The 19250-nt window shown below is 40.6% G+C and carries 15 protein-coding genes and 10 pseudogenes; 5 read left to right on the top strand and 20 right to left on the bottom strand.

Features of this window, described 5'->3' with window-relative positions; genetic code table 11:
• Positions 1 to 47 precede the first annotated feature (47 nt).
• Positions 48 to 1596 (top strand): annotated as a pseudogene (gene spoVB / locus ACEWFH_RS08500) (stage V sporulation protein B).
• An 18-nt stretch (positions 1597 to 1614) separates the two neighbouring features.
• Here spoVB and ACEWFH_RS08495 read toward each other — a convergent pair.
• Positions 1615 to 2273, bottom strand: a pseudogene (locus ACEWFH_RS08495) (DUF421 domain-containing protein).
• A 197-nt stretch (positions 2274 to 2470) separates the two neighbouring features.
• On the opposite strand from ACEWFH_RS08495, the pseudogene ACEWFH_RS08490 reads away from it, so the two are divergent.
• Positions 2471 to 2859, top strand: a pseudogene (locus ACEWFH_RS08490) (TIGR04086 family membrane protein).
• 30 nt (positions 2860 to 2889) lie between these two features.
• Here ACEWFH_RS08490 and yajC read toward each other — a convergent pair.
• The 15 genes and pseudogenes from yajC to ACEWFH_RS08415 form a co-directional block, all read right to left on the bottom strand.
• Positions 2890 to 3158: pseudogene (gene yajC, locus ACEWFH_RS08485) on the bottom strand (preprotein translocase subunit YajC).
• Between the two features lie 98 nt (positions 3159 to 3256).
• Positions 3257 to 4398 (bottom strand): annotated as a pseudogene (gene tgt / locus ACEWFH_RS08480) (tRNA guanosine(34) transglycosylase Tgt).
• Between the two features lie 16 nt (positions 4399 to 4414).
• Positions 4415 to 5442 (bottom strand): annotated as a pseudogene (gene queA / locus ACEWFH_RS08475) (tRNA preQ1(34) S-adenosylmethionine ribosyltransferase-isomerase QueA).
• 18 nt (positions 5443 to 5460) lie between these two features.
• Positions 5461 to 5652, bottom strand: a complete 192-nt coding sequence (locus tag ACEWFH_RS08470; protein WP_066239545.1) for a DUF2905 domain-containing protein — start codon at positions 5650 to 5652, stop codon at positions 5461 to 5463.
• Positions 5649 to 6649: pseudogene (gene ruvB, locus ACEWFH_RS08465) on the bottom strand (Holliday junction branch migration DNA helicase RuvB). The gene ACEWFH_RS08470 and the pseudogene ruvB overlap by 4 nt, the downstream one beginning before the upstream one ends.
• A 14-nt stretch (positions 6650 to 6663) precedes the next feature.
• Positions 6664 to 7257, bottom strand: coding sequence for a Holliday junction branch migration protein RuvA (gene ruvA, locus ACEWFH_RS08460; protein WP_473726851.1), 594 nt, complete (start codon positions 7255 to 7257; stop codon positions 6664 to 6666).
• Positions 7258 to 7561: 304 nt separating this feature from the next.
• Positions 7562 to 8139: pseudogene (locus ACEWFH_RS08455) on the bottom strand (YhcN/YlaJ family sporulation lipoprotein).
• Positions 8140 to 8225: 86 nt separating this feature from the next.
• Positions 8226 to 8582 carry a hypothetical protein gene (locus ACEWFH_RS08450; RefSeq protein ID WP_473726850.1) on the bottom strand — a complete coding sequence of 119 codons (357 nt, stop codon included), beginning with the start codon at positions 8580 to 8582 and terminating at the stop codon, positions 8226 to 8228.
• Positions 8561 to 9205 carry a hypothetical protein gene (locus ACEWFH_RS08445; protein WP_473726849.1) on the bottom strand — a complete coding sequence of 215 codons (645 nt, stop codon included), beginning with the start codon at positions 9203 to 9205 and terminating at the stop codon, positions 8561 to 8563. Before ACEWFH_RS08445 ends, ACEWFH_RS08450 begins: the two co-directional genes overlap by 22 nt.
• Entirely contained in the window at positions 9198 to 9872 is a 675-nt protein-coding gene (locus tag ACEWFH_RS08440) for a hypothetical protein (RefSeq protein WP_473726848.1), read from the bottom strand. The genes ACEWFH_RS08445 and ACEWFH_RS08440 overlap by 8 nt, the downstream gene beginning before the upstream one ends.
• A 415-nt stretch (positions 9873 to 10287) precedes the next feature.
• On the bottom strand, positions 10288 to 10647 hold the full coding sequence (locus ACEWFH_RS08435) for a hypothetical protein (RefSeq protein ID WP_473726847.1): 360 nt from the start codon (positions 10645 to 10647) through the stop codon (positions 10288 to 10290).
• A 296-nt stretch (positions 10648 to 10943) separates the two neighbouring features.
• Positions 10944 to 12041 carry a quinolinate synthase NadA gene (gene nadA / locus ACEWFH_RS08430; protein ID WP_473726846.1) on the bottom strand — a complete coding sequence of 366 codons (1098 nt, stop codon included), beginning with the start codon at positions 12039 to 12041 and terminating at the stop codon, positions 10944 to 10946.
• Positions 12016 to 12876 carry a carboxylating nicotinate-nucleotide diphosphorylase gene (gene nadC, locus ACEWFH_RS08425; RefSeq protein WP_473727249.1) on the bottom strand — a complete coding sequence of 287 codons (861 nt, stop codon included), beginning with the start codon at positions 12874 to 12876 and terminating at the stop codon, positions 12016 to 12018. Before nadC ends, nadA begins: the two co-directional genes overlap by 26 nt.
• Positions 12830 to 13480, bottom strand: a complete 651-nt coding sequence (locus ACEWFH_RS08420) for an FAD-binding protein (protein WP_473726845.1) — start codon at positions 13478 to 13480, stop codon at positions 12830 to 12832. Before ACEWFH_RS08420 ends, nadC begins: the two co-directional genes overlap by 47 nt.
• Positions 13481 to 13485: 5 nt before the next feature.
• Positions 13486 to 14409, bottom strand: a complete 924-nt coding sequence (locus ACEWFH_RS08415) for an L-aspartate oxidase (RefSeq protein WP_473726844.1) — start codon at positions 14407 to 14409, stop codon at positions 13486 to 13488.
• A gap of 62 nt (positions 14410 to 14471) precedes the next feature.
• Here ACEWFH_RS08415 and ACEWFH_RS08410 point away from each other — a divergent pair.
• From ACEWFH_RS08410 to ACEWFH_RS08400, 3 genes and pseudogenes are all read left to right on the top strand, one after another.
• Positions 14472 to 15655, top strand: a pseudogene (locus ACEWFH_RS08410) (cysteine desulfurase family protein).
• Positions 15646 to 16182, top strand: coding sequence for a 3H domain-containing protein (locus ACEWFH_RS08405; RefSeq protein ID WP_473727248.1), 537 nt, complete (start codon positions 15646 to 15648; stop codon positions 16180 to 16182). Before ACEWFH_RS08410 ends, ACEWFH_RS08405 begins: the two are co-directional and overlap by 10 nt.
• Positions 16183 to 16480: 298 nt before the next feature.
• Positions 16481 to 16624, top strand: a complete 144-nt coding sequence (locus ACEWFH_RS08400) for a hypothetical protein (protein ID WP_473726843.1) — start codon at positions 16481 to 16483, stop codon at positions 16622 to 16624.
• A 181-nt stretch (positions 16625 to 16805) separates the two neighbouring features.
• Here the strand turns inward: ACEWFH_RS08400 and ACEWFH_RS08395 are convergent, their stop codons facing one another.
• From ACEWFH_RS08395 to ACEWFH_RS08380, 4 genes and pseudogenes are all read right to left on the bottom strand, one after another.
• On the bottom strand, positions 16806 to 17252 hold the full coding sequence (locus tag ACEWFH_RS08395; RefSeq protein WP_066239516.1) for an ACT domain-containing protein: 447 nt from the start codon (positions 17250 to 17252) through the stop codon (positions 16806 to 16808).
• A 116-nt stretch (positions 17253 to 17368) separates the two neighbouring features.
• A pseudogene (gene obgE / locus ACEWFH_RS08390) lies at positions 17369 to 18654 on the bottom strand (GTPase ObgE).
• Between the two features lie 18 nt (positions 18655 to 18672).
• Positions 18673 to 19041: a Spo0B C-terminal domain-containing protein gene (locus tag ACEWFH_RS08385; protein ID WP_473727247.1), complete on the bottom strand. Its 369-nt coding sequence runs from the start codon at positions 19039 to 19041 to the stop codon at positions 18673 to 18675.
• A complete protein-coding gene (locus tag ACEWFH_RS08380) occupies positions 19038 to 19208 on the bottom strand; it encodes a Spo0B domain-containing protein (RefSeq protein ID WP_473726842.1) in 171 nt (56 codons plus the stop codon). The genes ACEWFH_RS08385 and ACEWFH_RS08380 overlap by 4 nt, the downstream gene beginning before the upstream one ends.
• Between the last annotated feature and the right edge of the window lie 42 nt (positions 19209 to 19250).

The raw sequence follows: 19250 nt of genomic DNA, 5'->3' as shown, positions 1-19250 counted from the left end.
CGTGCATATAGTTATATATCAGATTGTCCAAGAAAGGACAGGTTAATATGACAAAACAAACACTTGTACAAGGAACGATACTGCTTATTTTAGCAGGTCTTGTAACTCGGATACTCGGTTTTATTAACCGAATTGTAATGGCACGCGTTATGGGACCTGAAGGTGTTGGACTCTATATGATGGCAGTTCCAACATTCTTATTAGCCGTCACGCTCACTAGGCTTGGCCTTCCAATCGCTATTTCAAAACTAGTAGCGGAAGCTGATGCTACGGGTGACAGATCGAAAGTTAAAAAAATCTTAATCGTGTCACTGGCCATCACTGGTGTTCTTAGTATTGTAATCACGATTGCTTTGTTTATTGCAGCTCCGTTGTTAGCACAATACTTTTTTACAGATAAAAGAACCATATGGCCGTTGCTCGCGATAGCGCCTGTTGTTCCTGTTATCGCTGTGTCCTCTGTATTGCGAGGATACTTTCAAGGTCTTCAGAACATGAGACCTTCCGCGTATTCACAAGTGATTGAGCAGGTTGTCAGGATTGCACTCGTCGCTTTATTAACCGGTCTATTCCTGCCATACGGTGTTGAATATGCAGCGGCTGGGGCGATGATCTCCGTGATTATCGGTGAACTCGCATCTCTTTTATACATGTTTTCTATGTTTAAAGTAAAAAAGAAAATGCGCATACGAAAAGGCTTCTTCAAACAGTTAAAACAAGGACATGAAACACTGAAAGACCTTTTGAATATCGCACTTCCTACAACAGGAAGTCAATTGATCGGTTCGGTTTCGTACTTTTTTGAACCAATCGTTGTTGCAAAAAGTTTAGCGCTAGCTGGAATTACCACTGCTGTAGCCACGGCTCAATATGGGGAACTCGCAGGCTATGTTATTCCTTTATTGTTTTTGCCAACGTTCATAACCTATTCGCTTTCTGTGTCTTTGGTCCCTGCTATAAGTGAAGCGAACGCACAAAAAAATACCATCTTATTGAGCATCGGCTTAATCAAGCACTAAAACTCTCAATGCTATCCGGTGGTATTGCAGCAGTAGTAATGTATGTTTTTGCGGTTCCCATCATGGACTTGATGTATGATTCACCAGCATCCGCTTCTTATGTGAAAATCATGACTCCTTTTTCTTTTTTCTCTATTTTCAAGGACCTCTTCAAGCCGTGCTTCAAGCGCTTGACTTGGCTCGGTCTGCGATGATCAATAGCCTGATTGGTGCTCTAGTTAAATTAACGGCGATCTTCGCACTTGCTACACGCCCAGAATTCGGGATTATGGGCGCAGCTCTCGGTATTGTGATTAGTATTGTTGTCGTAACATTGCTACACTTTGCGACAGTAATTAAAGCGATCAGCTATACGATCGTTGTAAAAGATTTTATTTTCTGTCTGCTAGCAGTAATTATTACAGGTGGAGGTGCAGTTTACCTGTACCGCTATATGATGCCACAATTCCCGCCGCTGCAAGGTTTAATCATATGTGTTACTGCAACATGCGGCATTTATCTGTTTACACTTATCTTCTTCAAACTTTTAGTTAAAGAAGAGCTAAAGCATATACCATTCATAAAAAAATGGGTATAAAACAGCCGTTGGGCTGTTTTATTTTTTGTTATTCATTTCGTCAACATAAAGTGATCCATCATCGTTAAGAGTACAAAAGGATATATTTTTAATTTCTTTAAAACCGACTTTTTTCAGCTCTTGTCTCAGCCAAAAGAAGTCTTATCCATTTTTTCAAGGTTGTCTTCTAAAATTTTTCCGTCCAATACAAGTGGTAAGATCATCTGGAATGGGGTACTGTTTGAATCTTCATTTTTCTTAATAACAGATAATTTTCCTGTTGTTTCCAATATACCAAATTCGACTTCATTTAAACTTTTTATGTTGTTCTCTCTTAATTGTGTAAGGAGGTCATCAAAATTATATCGTTGTTTTTTCATTTCATCTTCATCTACTTCACCTTCTCGAATGATTAAAGAAGGTTTTCCATCAACAATCTCTCTCATTTTTCTGCTCTTTAAAGAGACTAAAGCTAATAAGAGCTGAATGCCGAGCAACACAAAAATGGATACGAGGGAATTCAACATTGGAATCGTGGGATCTTCAATTGAAATGACAGCTAACTCAGCAATCATGATCGAGACGACAAAATCAATTATGGATAATTTACCCATTTCACGTTTACCCATCATACGAAAGATAATCATGATTAAAAAATATATAAAAAGCGTTCTAAAAATAATCGTATAAAGCTCCATAATCCCCCTCCTTCCATTAACTTTCTCATCACATTCCATTTGTTAGTGTGGCACAGAAATGAAAAAACATGATACGAAGGTTTTGCCAATAACAAAGAAATGGGAACTGAAGGGAAAATACCTTGCTTGTACTTCTAATTTTGAAAAAGAGTGAATAAAGTATATAGAAAGCTTGTAGGGATAAGGAGGATCAAAAGATGGGGATTAAACATATGTTTTCTTCTATGGGACGGGGTTTGATAGCAGTTCTTCTTATGATTATGGTATGCAGTTTGGTGCTCTCGCTAATTTTACGATTTACCGGACTGACAGAATCATCACTTAAATGGGTAACGATCGGCTTATCTTTTTTATCATTATTTATTGGCGGGTTGATTTCCGGAAAAAAGGGCAAAGTAAAGGTTGGCTTTTAGGTGGCGGTACAAGTCTTCTGTTCTCTTTTCTTGTATTTCTCATTCAATATCTAGGATACCAAAGCACGTTCAACACTTCTCAGTATATGTATCATGCCCTTTTTCTTCTTTTAGCGATGATTGGTGGTATTATGGGTGTGAACTTGAGCAGTCATAAACAAACATATAAATAAGACCCGTTACATAACGGGTCTTATCTTTTGCTATAGAGCTGCTTCTTCTTTTACTTCACGAATCGCATTGCGGTCAAATGTTAGTTTTGCACCATCATTCGAACGAATAACTGCAACATTGTCATCAATGCTATCCAGTGTTCCGTGTAATCCACCGATCGTTACTACTTTGTCGCCTTTTTTAGATTAGACTGCATTTCACGCACCGCTTTTTGTCTTTTTTGCTGCGGTCGGATCAACAGAAAATAAAAAATCGCAAACATTAAAATTATCGGTAATATTCCTCCAAGATTTCCCATACTTATTCACCCCTTTCTATAAGTTAAAGACTGTTTTCGAATACATCATTGCTTCCTGAAAGAAAGGTTGCATGCTTTGCAGAAGGGCCTAATCTTATTTAAAAGTTACGAGCGTTTGGTTTATTAAAGCCGTACATTTCGAAAAATTCATTTCTAAAGTCAAGAAGCCTGTCTTCCATAATAGCTTGTCTTACCTGCTTCATTAAGTTTACCAAAAAATATAGATTGTGGTAACTTGTTAATCTGAATCCGAATGTTTCGTTTGCTTTTACAAGATGACGAATATACGCTCTGGAATACGTTCGGCATACGTGGCAATCACAATTTTCATCAATTGGACGGAAATCACGGGCGTATTTTGCGTTTCGGACCACGAGTCTTCCTTCGCTTGTCATACATGTCCCATTTCTTGCGATACGAGTAGGCAGAACACAGTCGAACATATCTATTCCTCTGATCGCACCGTCAATAAGTGAATCTGGAGACCCAACACCCATCAAATAACGAGGTTTGTTTTCCGGAAGATGCGGAGTCGTGAAATCCAACACTCGGTTCATCACATCTTTTGGTTCTCCAACAGAGAGACCTCCAACCGCATAGCCTGGAAAATCAAGTGATACAAGGTCTCTTGCACTTTGTTTTCTCAGCTCTTCGTACTCTCCCCTTGAACGATACCGAACAGAGCTTGATCTTGGGGTCTAGCATGCCCTTTTAAGCAACGCTCAGCCCAGCGGCTCGTACGCTCTACAGATGCCTTCATATACTCATATTCAGCTGGATATGGCGGACACTCATCAAATGCCATCATGATGTCAGAGCCTAGCGCGTTTTGGATCTCCATAGCCCCCTCAGGACTTAAGAAAAGCTTTTCACCGCTAAGGTGGTTTCTGAAGTGAACGCCTTCTTCCTTAATTTCTCTAAGATCACTCAAAGAAAATACTTGGAAGCCGCCTGAATCTGTAAGAATCGGACGATCCCAATTCATAAATTTATGCAGGCCACCTGCTTCTTTTACGATATCATGGCCAGGTCTTAGCCAAAGGTGATACGTATTGCTCAGGATAATCTCTGCACCGAGCTCTTTTAATTCTTCAGGACTCATCGTTTTTACCGTAGCTAACGTACCAACAGGCATAAAGATAGGAGTCTCAAACGATCCATGCGGGGTATGGACTTTCCCGAGTCTAGCTCCTGACTGTTTACACGTTTTAATTAGTTCATAGGTTACTGCTGGTTTCATCGTAAAATAAATCCCCTTAAAGTATAAGCATCGCGTCACCGAAACTGAAAAAACGATACTTTTCTTCAACGGCTTCATGATATGCTCTTAAAACGAAATCTTTCGTTGCGAATGCGCTCACCAACATAATTAACGTTGATTTCGGCAGATGAAAGTTTGTGATCAGACCATCGATCGCTTTAAACGTATATCCCGGATAAATAAAGATATCTGTCCAACCCGAGTCTTCCCTAAACTCTCCATCAAATTTGTTTGCTACCGTTTCAAGTGTACGGGTACTCGTAGTTCCAACGGTAATGATTCTTCCGCCAGCCGCTTTAACTCCATTTAACAGTTCAGCTGTACCTTTTGTAATCTGATAAAACTCTGCATGCATGTCATGTTCTAGAATGTTTTCTACACTCACAGGACGAAACGTGCCTAGTCCAACGTGAAGTGTTATAAACGTAACATGCACACCCATCGCTTTAATTTCTTCAATCATCTCAGTTGTAAAATGCAACCCAGCTGTCGGTGCAGCTGCTGATCCTTGATGCACAGCATAAACCGTTTGATAGCGGTCTTTCTCTTCAAGCTGTTCTTTAATATAAGGAGGGAGCGGCATCTGCCCAAGGTCATCGAGAAGTTCATAGAAAATCCCAGAATAGATAAACTGCAACTGTCTTCCGCCATGCTCGCTCTCACCCTTACAAACCGCTTTTAAGCGCCCGTCTCCAAACGTGATTTCCGTTCCAGGTTTTATGCGTTTAGCTGGTTTAACCAGTGTCTCCCACTTATCGTTTCCTTCTTCTTTTAAAGAAGTACTTCCACTTTTGCACCTGTATCCGACTTTTGTCCAAAAAGTCTTGCTGGCAGAACACGTGTGTCATTTAAAACAAGGCAGTCGCCTTCTTTTAAGGAATGCTTCAAATCATAAAAATGTTTATGTTCAATCTTTTCTTGTGATCTATCTAGCACCATCAACCTAGAAGAAGTTCTGTTTTCCAAAGGAGTCTGAGCGATTAGTTCTTCAGGCAGATGGAAATCAAAATCATTTACGTTCATTTCATTTATTCCTGCTTTCTATTTAAATCGACCTATGATCATAAAGATCAAGGAAAGAACAACACTGATGATAATGGAAGTCATGATCGGAAAATAAACAGTAGTGTTTCCTTTTTTCCAAACCATATCACCAGGAAGTTTGCCAATATACGTACCTACTAATCCTATTATAATCAGAACGATTCCTGCAATGATTAAAAGCCGATTCAATCCGTGGACGCCTCCAGTCCAAAATAATGATAGGCTTGTTCTGTAACCATCCGTCCACGAGGTGTACGCTGTAAGAAACCAATCTGCAAAAGATACGGTTCATACACATCTTCAATCGTCATGGACTCTTCTCCTATTGTAGCCGAAATGGTCTCTAGCCCGACAGGACCGCCCTTATACGTGTGAATGATCCCTAGTAATAATTTATGGTCAATATGATCCAAACCTAAACGGTCTACTTGCAGAAGCTCAAGTGCTTTTTGGCAGATGGGCAGCGAAATGGTATCTTTGCCTTCCACTTGCACAAAATCTCGAACCCGCCTTAAAAGACGATTTGCAATCCTCGGTGTCCCTCTTGATCTTCTTGCTATTTCCTCGGCAGACAAGTCATCAACTTTTACACCAAACACATCACCGGTACGTCTTACGATTTCACCAAGTTCGTCTGGTTTATAATATTCTAGCCTTGCTAGCACTCCAAAACGATCTCTAAGCGGCGCGGATAAGGATCCGGCTCTTGTAGTCGCTCCAATAAGCGTAAAAGGGGAAGATCCAGTCGAACAGACCTTGCCACCTCACCTTTTCCGATCACGATGTCTAAGCAAAAGTCTTCCATCGCCGAATATAGAATCTCTTCAATGGCACGTGAAAGTCTATGTATCTCGTCAATAAATAACACGTCACCAGGTTCTAATGAAGTTAGGATGGCTGCTAAATCTCCAGGGCGTTCGATCGCCGGACCACTCGTTGTCCTCAAATTAACTTCCATCTCATTTGCAATAATTGAAGCCAACGTCGTTTTACCAAGACCAGGAGGGCCATAAAGCAACACATGATCAAGCGGCTCGTTGCGGAGCTTTGCAGCTTTAATAAATACCCGCAAGTTATCTTTAACGGAAGTTTGTCCAATATATTCATCTAATACTTCAGGGCGCAGGCTTAACTCAAAGTTTGCTTCATCTTGACGTTCCTCTGAAGAAACAATTCTCTCTTCCATACATCCTCACGTCCTTATGCATTCATTAACTTCTTTAATGCCGCTTTTACATACTCATTAGCAGACATCTTTTCTTTCTTTAACTCAGGAAGAATCTTTTGAATTTCTTTTCTTCCGTATCCTAAAACAGCCAGTGCCTCAAGCGCTTCATCAAGTTCATCACCAGCTGTTTCAACTTCCGCAAAAAGACCCTCTGTAATTTCAACATCTGCAAAGATGGACAGCTTGCCTTTTAGATCAAGAATCATTTGACGTGCTGTTTTCTTGCCTACACCAGGAAACTTGGTTAGAAACTTTTCATCTTCATGTTCGATTGCATTTACTACTTGTTCAGGCTGACCGAAAGCTACGATAGCCAATGCTCCTTTAGGACCAATACCTGATACATTTAATAATTTTAAAAACAGATCCCGCTCTTTTCGATTCTTAAAACCGTATAATGCAAGAATATCTTCACGCACGTATTGATACGTATACACTGTTTTTTGATCATTTATCTTATAAATAAAAGGGTTAGGACATAACACTTTATAGCCGATCCCGTTATTGTTCAGTACTATATATTCTGCTGTTATGTAATCTACATTTCCAGAAATACTTTCTATCAACTTTTTCTCTCCTAACGCTAAAACCGAGCGTATGTTTCTATTCTCCATTGTAACATAGCCCACCCTCTAATTCCTTATAAAAAGTGAATTTGATTTCATTGTGACCTTTGGATGAAGACCAAGTAAAACTGTCGATTTTCTCGAATCGCCTATATTTTTCAATCATGGCTTAATTTGCCTTAATAATTGCTCAATTTTATTTTATAACAACCTGATTACTCACTGTTTTCACTTCATTTTAATTTAGTTAGCGAAAAAAAGAACTGCGCAAAAGTTGTAATAACTTTTGACAGTTCTTTAAAATCTAGCGGTTGTTTTCGAAAGGACGTTTTATTGCATTTCCAAGATCGCTTCCTGCATTTACGATGTCTTTACTGATTCCGCGTACATCTGATTCCACTTCCGTGTAAGCACGGCCATCACGCAGGTCATTGTCAACATTCTCAATGCGATTCACCATTTTTTGATCAGATACAACCTTCACATCACGATTTGGCGCCAAGTTAGCAGTGGTTTCCCTAACTTTTTAGTTAGTTCTTCCTTTTTACTTTCATCCGTGTCTACTCCTACAATGACGTTGTTATCCTCAAGAATAACGTGAGCATCGTCTACACCCCGGATGTCGTTTACTTTATTGGCGATACGTTCAGCGAGCTTACCATCGTAATCTTCGTGGTAAGTTGAGGTATGATCGTTTACATCTCGGTCAGCCATATCAGAAATAAATCCACTTCCACGGTCAAGATCACCACGATTATCTCCCTCATTCGAATAATATCCGATTGGGCGAGTATCGTTGTCATTCCTGTCCTGTGATTCATTTACACCGTTACAGCCTACAAGACCACCAGCAAGGATTGTTACGGTAAGTGTCTTTATCAAAACCTTCAATGGAAAAACCTCCTTTCACCATTAGCTTGGCAAGAGAAGGCTCTAAATAATCTGTTAAATGTAGGATGTTATTTAATTCATTTTTTTATGATTTTCTCAACAAATTTTTTTCTGTGAGAATAATCACGCAAAGTAAATCTCGTAACGTCCTCAATCATGTCTTGATCCTCATATTTCAAGGCTCTATTCCATTCCCTGTAAAGATCCGTAGGAAATACTAAACAGCTAACAAACCATCTTTTCGTAAACCAGTATAAAAAATCTTCATTACCCATTACTTCTATTTTTGCATAAGACCAATACCAAAACGGTAAGATTCGATTAGCGTATTGCAGCCAGTCAAAGGCTTGAGGAACTGCTGCAAACAGATCAAAGTCAATCAGATATGCTTCTTTAGATTTTTCTTTATTGATCACAAAGTTATGCGGAGCCACATCTCCATGGGTGATTTCTTTTCTTTTATGCGCTTTTTCTCAAGTGCTTCAACTGCATCATGATCAAAATTCTTTAGGCTCCAATTTCCCCACATTAGTATGTCAGCAATCAGAGGCTGCATTTGATGACTCCATTTTGCTGATCGAGCATGATATTTAAACGTATCAAACCTATCACTCCACTTTTTGTAAAGTGAATAAGAAGACAACTGATCATAAATAGAGGAAGGAATGTTTTTTGAAAAAGAATGAAACCGACTAATTGCATCCATTCCTGCACTTACATCGGATTGATTGCCAAAATGAAGTCCTTCTCCCTTATAAAAAGGCATGATTGCCCAAATATATTCTCCAAACTCCATCGTCTTCTTTTGATTGGGATAAACGGTATAAGTTCCCATGATTCTAGGTTTTTGCCCATGATAAAGTTTAGATAACTTTAATTGTTTTTTGCATGTTTCCGCTCGGCTAAAACCCTTTAGAACATACTTGCCTTGCCTAGTATTAATCCAAATTACATTATCACGAAAGAACCCGTAATCAAGTATTTCAAGACCCATTTCTTTCATCTTTTTTAAAAAAAGACGATCTCCTTGGAAACCGTCCCTACCATCCCTATTCATCGTCTTCCGGTTCTTCCACAAAATCTTCCTGAAGATCACGAGACTGCGCTTGTGAATATGGATTAGGCATGTTATATATTCCTTGATCTTGTGGCATCATTTGGGGCATTCCTCCGCCCTGTGGCATCATACCCATCTGACCCATTTGCGGCATTCCTGGCATTCCTCCGCCTTGTGGCATCACGCCCATCTGACCCATCTGCGGCATTCCTGGCATTCCTCCACCTTGTGGCATCATACCCATCTGACCCATCTGCGGCATTCCTGGCATTCCTCCACCTTGTGGCATCATGCCCATCTGACCCATCTGCGGCATTCCTGGCATTCCTCCACCTTGTGGCATCATGCCCATCTGACCCATCTGTGGCATTCCTGGCATTCCCATCGGCATCATACCCATCTGACCCATTTGCGGCATTCCTGGCATTCCTCCGCCTTGTGGCATCATGCCCATTTGACCTATCTGCGGCATTCCTGGCATTCCCATCGGCATCATGCTCATTTGGCCCATTTGGGGCATTCCAGACATGCCCATTGGCATCATACCCATATCACCCGATTGTTGCATACCAATCTGCATTCCTTGCATGCCTTGTTGACCACCAGGTGTATATTCTCCTGCTGGCATTTGATCCATCTCTGAATCAGGATATTCACCGAATGGCATGGAGCCCCCTGCTGCATTCCGGCGCCAGCTTGTTGACCACCTTGTGGATACCCTCCTCCGTAAAGTTGCGGCATACCACTAAAACCTTGAGGAGGCATCATCCCGTACCCTTGAGGCATCTGCGAATATGTTTGCGGTTTTGGGAACATTGGTGGCATAGAGCCATACATATTTTGCATCATACCTGAAGATTCTTCCATTAAGAATGGATGTTTATTAGGTGCGTAACCATCTTTTCCTGGATACAACCCATGCTTACTGGCCACATTTGGCTGGTTCGCCATATTAGGCTGATTTGCCATATTTGGCTGGTTTGCTATGTTTGGCTGATTTGCCATATTAGGCATGTTCGCTATGTTTGACTGCTGATTAGGATAACCCATCGGAACATAATGACCTAAGTTCGAAGATTCCATCATACCGGCAAAATCTTTGTCGTGCAGGGTGCCATCGGCTGCTTCATAGGTGCTTTCATCGGTACATCTTTTTGCATAGGAGCATCTTTTTTCATTGGTACATCTTTTTTCATTGGAACAACATCTTTTTTCATTGGTACATCTTTTTTCATCGGAACGTCTTTTTTGTCCATCTTAGTCGGAGCTGGTTTCATTGGAGCTGGTTTCATTGGTGCCGGTTTCATTGGCGCTGGCTTCATTTCTTGCTTTATAGGTGCTGGTTTCATTGGTGCAGGCTTAACCGGTGCTGGTTTTGGAGCTTCCTGTACGGGTGCTACCGGTTTTTCTTTCACCGGTACTATAGGCTGCTCTTTTTTCATTCCAGGCATCTTGATTGGGATTTTAATCTTTTCCCCCGCTCGATTACATCTGTTTTGGAGAAACCAGGATTTGCTTTCCTTAGTTCATTAACTGGCACATCGTATTTTTCAGCTATTTTGTCAAGTGTGTCCCCTTTTTGCACAATGTGAATTCTCACGCTGCAAAACTCCCTCCTGCCAAATTTCCTTACAGTATATGAACATTTGGGCATATTGCTACATCTTAATGAAGTGTCATTATTCCTTTATCAATTTATGCCTGATAAAAGAAGGATATGACAGAGGGGGAGTTAGAGCTACATCATTCGATTTAATGCCATTATGGCATATCTTTTTGTTTTATCATCTATTGTAATAATATTCTCCGGATTTCCTTCTATAATATTTTCTAAAGACCATAGTAAGTGTGGCAGATCTATGCGATTCATGGTTAAACATGGACAAAGATTAGGGTTTAATGAAACGATTTTCTTATCTGGAAACTGTTGAGCTAAGCGATTAACTAAATTCATCTCTGTACCGACTGCCCATTTTGTTCCTGGTTCTGCATGTTTGATTGTTTCAATGATGTAGTGTGTTGAACCGTTTAGATCGCTAGCTCTTACCACCTCATGCGTACATTCAGGATGAACGATAATTTTATAATCTGAATGGTTCTGTCTAAAGTCCTCAATTTGATTGACTGTAAACTTTTCATGAACCGAACAATGACCTTTCCAAAGAATCACTTTAATGCGCTCGATGTCAGATCCTTCAAAGACTAACTCATTTTTAATCGGGTCCCAAATCGCCATATCCTCTAGTGGGATTCCCAGATCAAATGCAGTATTTCTTCCCAGGTGCTGATCGGGTAAGAAAAGTAGTCTTTCCTTTTGCTCAAATGCCCAGCTTACCATTTCTTTAGCATTTGAAGAAGTAACCGTTGCTCCTCCATTCTTACCGCAGAATGCTTTAATATCAGCTGTAGAATTCACATAAGTCAGGGGAAGAATGGTGTCACCCAATAATTTGTTCAGTTCGAACCAGGCTCTTTCAGTTTGATGAATATTAGCCATATCTGCCATTGAACAACCTGCTTTTAAATCAGGAAGTACGACGATCTGATTTGCGCTGCTCAGCATATCAGCTGTTTCCGCCATAAAATGCACACCACAGAAAACGATATAATCTGCTTCTTTGTTTTGAGCAGAAATTTTGGCAAGTTGAAGAGAATCACCCGTAACATCTGCAAATTGTACTACTTCATCTTTTTGATAATGATGCGCGGGAAGATAAAGCTTATTCCCTAACTGTTTCTTTATTTCCTTAATCCTTTGTTCCATCTCTATTGATGACATATCGTAATAACGAGCTGGCAATGTTTTATACTTAGGAAAGGTTTCGAGTATAGTCATGTTTTACAACTCCTTTAACGTTCATACTGATATCGAGTGCTTTATAAGAATGAGTTAAGTAACCTAATGAAATATAATGGACTCCCGTTCGGCTATACTCTGGGATCATCTCAAGGGTAATGCCACCGGAAGCTTCTGTAATAATGTTTGGAGGTACATGTTTCATCCTCTGTCTGATTTCTTCTGGCGTACAGTTATCGAACATAATAATATCTGCCCCAGCTAAAACCGCTCCAATCACTTGCTCTTCCGTTTCGGTTTCAACTTCAATTTTTACCGTATGTCCAAACTTTTGTCTTGCTGCTTCAACTGCTGCTTGAATAGATTGAAATCCAGCAAGATGGTTTTCTTTCAACATCACGGTATCGTATAGTCCAAATCGGTGGTTATATCCCCCTCCGCATCTTACAGCATATTTTTCAAGCATCCTAAGTCCTGGTGTCGTTTTTCTTGTATCACAAATGCGTGTTTCACCATTGCAATTTGAAACAGCTTTTGAAGTGATCGTGGCTATGCCAGATAGTCGTTGCAGCAAGTTTAATAACACTCTTTCTCCAGATAAGACACTTTGTCTTTTACCGGTGATTTCTGCAAGTTTTGTACCTGCTTCAAACCACTCTCCATCACCCACATAAATGTTTGTTTGAACAGTCGTATCTATCAGTTCATAGCCCGTTGAAAGAATCTGTCCACCTGCAAATACTCCTTGATCTTTTGCGATAATCGTTGCTGTAACTTCTGTGTTTCCTTCAAACAGTGAAGCTGACAAGTCTCCTGATCCAATATCTTCAATTAAGAACTCCTGTAGCTGCTTTTTTAGCAATAATGGATTCATCATGCCATAAACTCCTTATAATCTTTTTTTGTTCCCACCCACTTTGTTGAAATGGATAGTCCTTTCGATAATGACTGCCCCTGCTTTCTTCACGCTTAAGAGCGCTTGTTAAGGTTAACCAAGCCATCGTTTGCATATTTAACCTTTGAATCACAGATAATGGTTCATCGATTAGTTGAGGTTTCCAGGTTGTTAACTGCAGCATCTCTGCCGCTTCAGTTAATCCTTGCTGATGCCTGCAGATTCCAGCATGCTTATCCATTATGAATCGAATCTGCTCTTCACCAAGTAGTTCCGATGCTAGCCCATTATTCTGAGTGAACGGTTCTAATCTGGTTAAAGGTAATGCATTCGTATTGCTGTCGTCTGTTAATAGGATACTCTGTGCTGCCGCCTTAGCAAAAACGGCTCCTTCCAAGAGGGAGTTACTCGCTAATCGATTAGCTCCATGTACTCCCGTATTCGCGCATTCACCGATCGCATATAGTCCTGCCATCGATGTTTTGCCGTTATGATCTGAAGTAATACCACCCATCGTAAAATGAGCACCAGGCGCCACGGGAATCAATCCTTCTTTTAACGAAACCCCTGCTTTTTTGCACAACTCACTTACGCCAGGGAAGTTTTTTCAAAATCATTAATTCCTCTAATATCGAGATAAACGCTTTCACCATGATTATGAATCTCTTGAAATATTCTTTTTGAAACAATATCTCTTGGTGCCAAGTCTTTTAGAGGATGAACACCTTCCATAAAAGCAATCCCTTTAGAATTTACAAGGATACCGCCTTGACCTCTTACTGCTTCTGTAATCAATCCAACTGTATCTCTTCCTGATAGTAACGTTGGATGAAATTGAACAAATTCCAAGTCAGAAAGTTCAACACCTGCTCGGTATGCCATACATAAAACGCTTCCATCCGATCCAAAAGCGTTAGAAGTAGTCGCATAGATTCCTGCATAGCCTCCACCGGCTAAAATCGTATTCTTTGCATGAAAGAAGGTTGGATTACCTGCTTCATCTTTACAATACACACCGAAACATCGGTTATTCTGTGTTATTAAATCTACAGCATATTGATGGGTATACACCTTGACTTTATCTTTTACTCGAAGAATAAGTGCTTCCATAACCTTTTTGCCGGTTTGATCTCCACCTGCGTGAACGATTCGATTACGGTGATGCCCACCTTCTTTTCCAAGCATAAAGGAACCGTTTTCTTTTCTGTCAAATCTCACTCCCCACTCTGCAAGAGTATGAATGACGTTTATCCCTTCTTGAACAAGGTGTTTTACCTTCTCTTGATCGTTATGATGATGACCTGCTTTAATGGTGTCTAGAAGATGCTCCACCCAGGAGTCTTCTTTATCAATGGCTGCAGAGATTCCGCCTTGTGCTAAATAGGAATTTGATTTCTCTGCAGATAACTTTGTGATAACTATCACATTCTTATGCGAACTTAAATATTCAGCAGCCATCAAGCCAGCGATTCCTCCACCGACAATCAATACATCTGCTTCAATATGATTCATTTAATAAAACACCTCAACTTTACACGTGTCTTGACACCTATATTTACATAGATTTAAACTAGATACAACTATTTTATTTAAACAGAGGTGAAAACCTTGATATATCTCGATTTTGCTGCAACAACTCCTATGTCAGAAACAGCACTTCAGGCTTTCATCCATACATCGAAAGTTTTTTTCACAATACGGAAAGTCTTCATGATGGCGGTTTAGACGCAAAAGATTTATTAGAACATGCAAGAACTTCAATAGCGAATTTATTGGGATTAGAGAAAGACGGAATCTATTTTACTGGCGGAGGTTCTGATGGGAATTTTCTAGCTATTACTTCGTTAGCGTTTGGGGCACAGAAAAAGGGAGACACATTATCACATCAAACATTGAACACCCTTCTGTTGAATACGCCCTTACCTTTTTAGAGAAGAATGGATATGAAGTTTCGAGAATTCCCGTAAACCATAACGGGAAAATTTCATTAGATCAATTGCGATCTACCATCCGAGAAGATACCATACTGGTTACTATTCAGCATGTAAACAGTGAGACAGGAATGGTTCAAGACATCAAGCAAATTGGAACTTTTTTAGCGGATAAAGGTGTATTGTTTCACAGTGACTGTGTTCAATCATTCGGAAAATATAGCGCTGACCATTTCAGCACAGTTTCCATAGATTCTTTTACAGTCTCTGCACATAAGATTCATGGACCAAAGGGAACAGGAGCCGTTTACATCTCACCGGCAGTTCATATAAAACCACTTCTTTCTGATGTAACACATGAGCGGGGATTCCGGCCTGGTACGGTTGATATGCCATCCATTGTAGCTTTTGTTACTGCGGCAGATGAGTATATGAGAAAGCAACCTGCTAATTTTCAACATGCTGAAGAAATGCGAAAACAGTTCTTATCGCTTATACTAAAAAATAAAGATATTATCTTTGAAGGAAAAGCGGATAGCTCTCCTTTCATTATTCCAATAAGAATAATGGGAATGGAAGGGCAAATTGTCATGCAGGAACTTAATAGAAGGAAGATAGCTGTTTCCACTGGCTCTGCCTGTAAAAATGGTCAGCAAGAACCATCTAAAGCATTACTTGCAGTAGGAAGAACTGACAGTGAAGCCCACGGTTTAGTGCGGATCTCACTTAGTCATCAAACAACGATAGAAGATATGGCTATGTTAGGAAAAGCTCTTAATGAGATTTCAAATAAATTCAGATCTGTTAGCGAGGTATTATCCAGATGAACAAACCTGATAAATTAAAAGGTGATGATAGAAGGTCTCAGCTTATATCGTGGCTCATAGAAGCTGAAGAGCCCCTTAGCGGTTCAATACTCGCCGCCAAAACAAACGTCAGCAGACAAGTTATCGTTGGGGACATGTCGCTTCTTAAAGCGAGCGGCGAGCCCATTATGGCAACTGCACAAGGCTATGTTTATTTAAAGCCTGATACTAAAAACTCTTTCACGTGCGTTATTGCTGCAAACCATCATCCTGAAGAAACAATCGACGAACTTAATACTATCGTGGATTACGGTGTAACCATTGAAGATGTAACTGTTGAACACCCTGTTTATGGAGATATTAAAGCTTCACTCAAGCTTTCCACGCGAAAAGATGTAGAAAATTTGATTAAGCGGCTTAAAGAAACGAACGCTACTCTGTTAAGTGAGTTAACAGAAGGTATTCATATGCATACACTCTCATCAGACTCACAGGAAAAGTTAGATAGGGTTTGTGATGCGTTACAAGAAAAAGGATTTTTATTGTAGCAAGAATGTTTTCGAAAGTAGTTGCTTTCCGTTTTAGGATGGTGCTCGTATTTCTTGGATGGCGCTCGTATTTCTCGGATGGCGCTCGTATTTCTCGGATGGCGCTCGTATTTCTCGGACGGCGCTCGTATTTCTCGGATGGCGCTCGTATTTCTCGGATGGCGCTCGTATTTCTCGGATGGCGCTCGTATTTCTCGGATGGCGCTCGTATTTCTCGGATGGCGCTCGTATTTCTCGGATGGCGCTCGTATTTCTCGGATGGCGCTCGTATTTCTCGGATGGCGCTCGTATTTCTCGGATGGCGCTCGTATTTCTCGGATGGCGCTCGTATTTCTCGGATGGCGCTCGTATTTCTCGGATGGCGCTCGTATTTCTCGGATGGCGCTCGTATTTCTCGGATGGCGCTCGTATTTCTCGGATGGCGCTCGTTCAGCAAGCCTAAAGGCTCGCTGAACGAGCGCAAAACTCCATGAGCGAGCATTAAATCTTCGTGGACGAGCATAAAACCCCATGAACGAGCATTTGACGCGTTCATACTGACCAAAAGACCATAAAAAGCTGACTCCAACATCAAATGGAGCCAGCTTTTTCAATTCTTCATTCATAAACCTTGATATATTTTCTTATGCACCTGTTCCTACAACTTCTACTCGTTCAACGGTTTCCATTCTATTAAGTGTGCTTAACAGATCCTTCAGATCACCTTGAAGCATGTTGGTTTCAATCGTTAATGTAATATGTGCTCGTCCTTGTAAGGGAATCGTCTGATTAATCGTTAATACGTTGCATCCTTGAGAAGCAACTACTGTTAAAAGGCTCGACAGGGCACCGGATCTGTCTTCAAGATGAATAGAAAGCGTAATAATTTTCTCTTTTACCATTGTATGAAACGGAAAGATTCCATCACGGTATTTGTAAAATGCGCTTCTGCTCAAGCCCACTTTTTCAGCAGCTTCTGCCACCGTCTTTACTTTTCCTCTATCTAAGAGAGATTTAGCTTCCAAAGCTTTTTGCATGGATTCTGATAGTACATCTTCTCTAACCATATAGTATTGCTGATCATTTTTCATATTACTTTCCTCCGGCGTCAATCTTACCTATATTATAATCAATCAAACGGAAAATGTCTATTCCACACGGACATTTGTATACAAAAAAGACAGCCTAATGGATAGGCTGCCTGCTATTAATCAATAAACTCGAATTCATATTTCAAGATACGAACGACATCTCCGTGCTCTGCCCCACGATCACGCAGCGCCTGGTCAACACCAAGTGTACGCATCTGACGCGCAAAACGTTTCGTCGCTTCTTCTCGAGAAAAGTCTGTCATCTTGAATAGCTTTTCAATCTTCGGACCATTAATAACAAAAGTTCCTGCAGGATCACGAGTGATATAAAAACCTGCATCTTCTTTTTCGTGCTTATAAAGAACCCTTTGCTGCTCCACGCCATCATCATGGATAAGCGGGAACTCAGGCGTCACTTCTAGAATATCAGCGGTCGTAAATAATACTTCGCGAATTCCTTGACGAGAAATCGCAGAAATCGGAAAGACTTGAACTTCTTCTCCGACTTTTTCTTTGAACTCTGCAAGGTTTTCTTCTGCACCCGGAATGTCCATCTTGTTAGCAAGAACAATTTGAGGACGTTCCATTAATCGCATGTTGTACTGATTAAGCTCCTCGTTGATTTTTACAAAATCATCGTAAGGATCTCGGCCTTCCATCCCAGACATATCGATAACGTGAAGAATAACACGTGTTCTTTCGATGTGTCTTAAGAACTGATGTCCTAGTCCAACACCCTCATGAGCCCCTTCAATCAATCCTGGCAAGTCAGCCATAACAAAGCTGCGACCATCTTCTACTGCAACTACCCCTAAATTCGGAGTGATTGTTGTAAAATGATATTCCGCAATTTTCGGCTTAGCTGCAGACACAATCGATAAGAACGTTGACTTTCCTACACTAGGGAAACCAACTAACCCTACATCCGCTAACACTTTTAATTCTAGTGTAACTTCACGCTCTTCTCCTGGCTCACCATTTTCCGCGATTTCAGGAGCCGGATTCGCCGGAGTTGCAAAACGAGTGTTTCCACGTCCTCCACGACCACCTTTTGCAACAATTGCTTGCTGCTGGTGATGAACAAGGTCAGCAATCGTTTCACCTGTATTTGCATCTGTCACCACAGTCCCTGGAGGAACTTTTACGATCATATCATTCGCTTTTTTCCATGCATGCCCTTGGACATACCATGCTCGCCCCGTGGTGCTTTAAAATGACGGTTGTAGCGAAAATCCATAAGCGTTCGCAATCCTTCTTCTACTTCGAAGATAACGTTTGCTCCTTTTCCTCCGTCACCACCTGCAGGACCACCATCTGGAACATATTTTTCACGGCGAAACGCTACCATTCCGTTTCCACCGTCACCTGCTTTTAAATAAATTTTGACCTGATCGACAAACATTTAATTCTCCTCCTTCCTTTAAGTAGTTAACTGAATATCAAAATAACACTTATTTTCCTGGTTATAGCTTTCGATGAGTAACATGCTTTTATGTGTTGAAAAAATATTCTTCATGTTTTCGAATGTACTCTCCTCGTCTGTCAGCGCCCCTTGAAAGGCATAACAAACTCGAAGAGCTGCAGGATCAAATGTAACAGTAAGTGAGTATTCATCATAACCCGAAATCGAATTGTTCAACACATCGCATATTTCTTTCGTTGTATGTAACAATTCATCTTCAAATAAGCTGAAATCCCCGCTTTCCCCATTTACTTTTCCATACAATTTCACCGGATGTTTCAACCAATTATATGTTAATAAGTACTCCGATAAATTCGGGGTTTTCAGGTTAGAGATTCTTGATTCTTCCCGGATAGTTCAATTACTTCATTCATAATCTCTTTTGCCCGCTCTGTGCGGTCAAGTGATAGGTTTGCTTTAATAAGCTGTAGCTGGTTTAGCCAGTCATGCCTGGCGTGGCGCAAAAGATCGACAGTTGTCCATTTGTTTGACATTATCGCACTCCTAGCCTTTCCTTTTAATATGGCTATACCTTA

The organism is Fictibacillus sp. EA-CB0309, from assembly GCF_055814265.1.
This window is presented reverse-complemented; position numbering and strand designations above follow the sequence as displayed.